Consider the following 493-nt stretch of genomic DNA (forward strand, 5'->3'; position numbering starts at 1 on the left):
AAAAAAGCCGTGTATCAATGTACAACGTACATTTGACACACAGCTTGCTTTGTTTTGAATTCGTCGAATTCACGTTATTATTAATGTAGTTGCTAACAAGCACCTGTGCCACCTATAACGGCGGCAAGCTGCATCCCATTAATCGCTTGAATAAAAAAGAACGAAATATGAAATAGGACATTACTTATTTTGGAGATATGGAAATCAACTATCCACAAGAGACAACCAACGGAAAGGTTACAATTGACAATCATCAAATAGAATTAAATCTGAATTTCTATGATGGCGTGCCAGAACATGACTGGGTTGCAGAATACGAGAGTTATATCAAGAACTTAAAACAACATCCGCCATTCGTTCAGATTACGAAGATGGAGGTGATGTAAAAGAATATGTTGATTTTCATCTTGAAGAATTTGGATGCTTCTACCATAGATAATGTCTTAGCAGGTACAGATGATTCCAAGCCCAAAGAGGAAAGGCTGTTGTCGGT

Annotated in this window: 1 protein-coding gene; it reads left to right on the forward strand. The window is 37.3% G+C overall.

The window, feature by feature from the left end; translation table 11 throughout:
* Nucleotides 1-197 precede the first annotated feature (197 nt).
* Nucleotides 198-386 (forward strand): hypothetical protein, encoded by a 189-nt coding sequence (locus H6B30_RS16085; protein ID WP_205112251.1) that lies wholly within the window; start codon nt 198-200, stop codon nt 384-386.
* Nucleotides 387-493: the final 107 nt, after the last annotated feature.

The organism is Marseilla massiliensis, from assembly GCF_016899955.1.
GTDB classification, from domain to species: Bacteria; Bacteroidota; Bacteroidia; order Bacteroidales; family Bacteroidaceae; genus Prevotella; species Prevotella intestinigallinarum.

Coding starts and splice junctions, on each gene's coding strand:
- H6B30_RS16085 (WP_205112251.1), top strand. CDS start 198: ATGGAAATCAACTATCCACAAGAGACAACCAACGGAAAGGTTACAATT.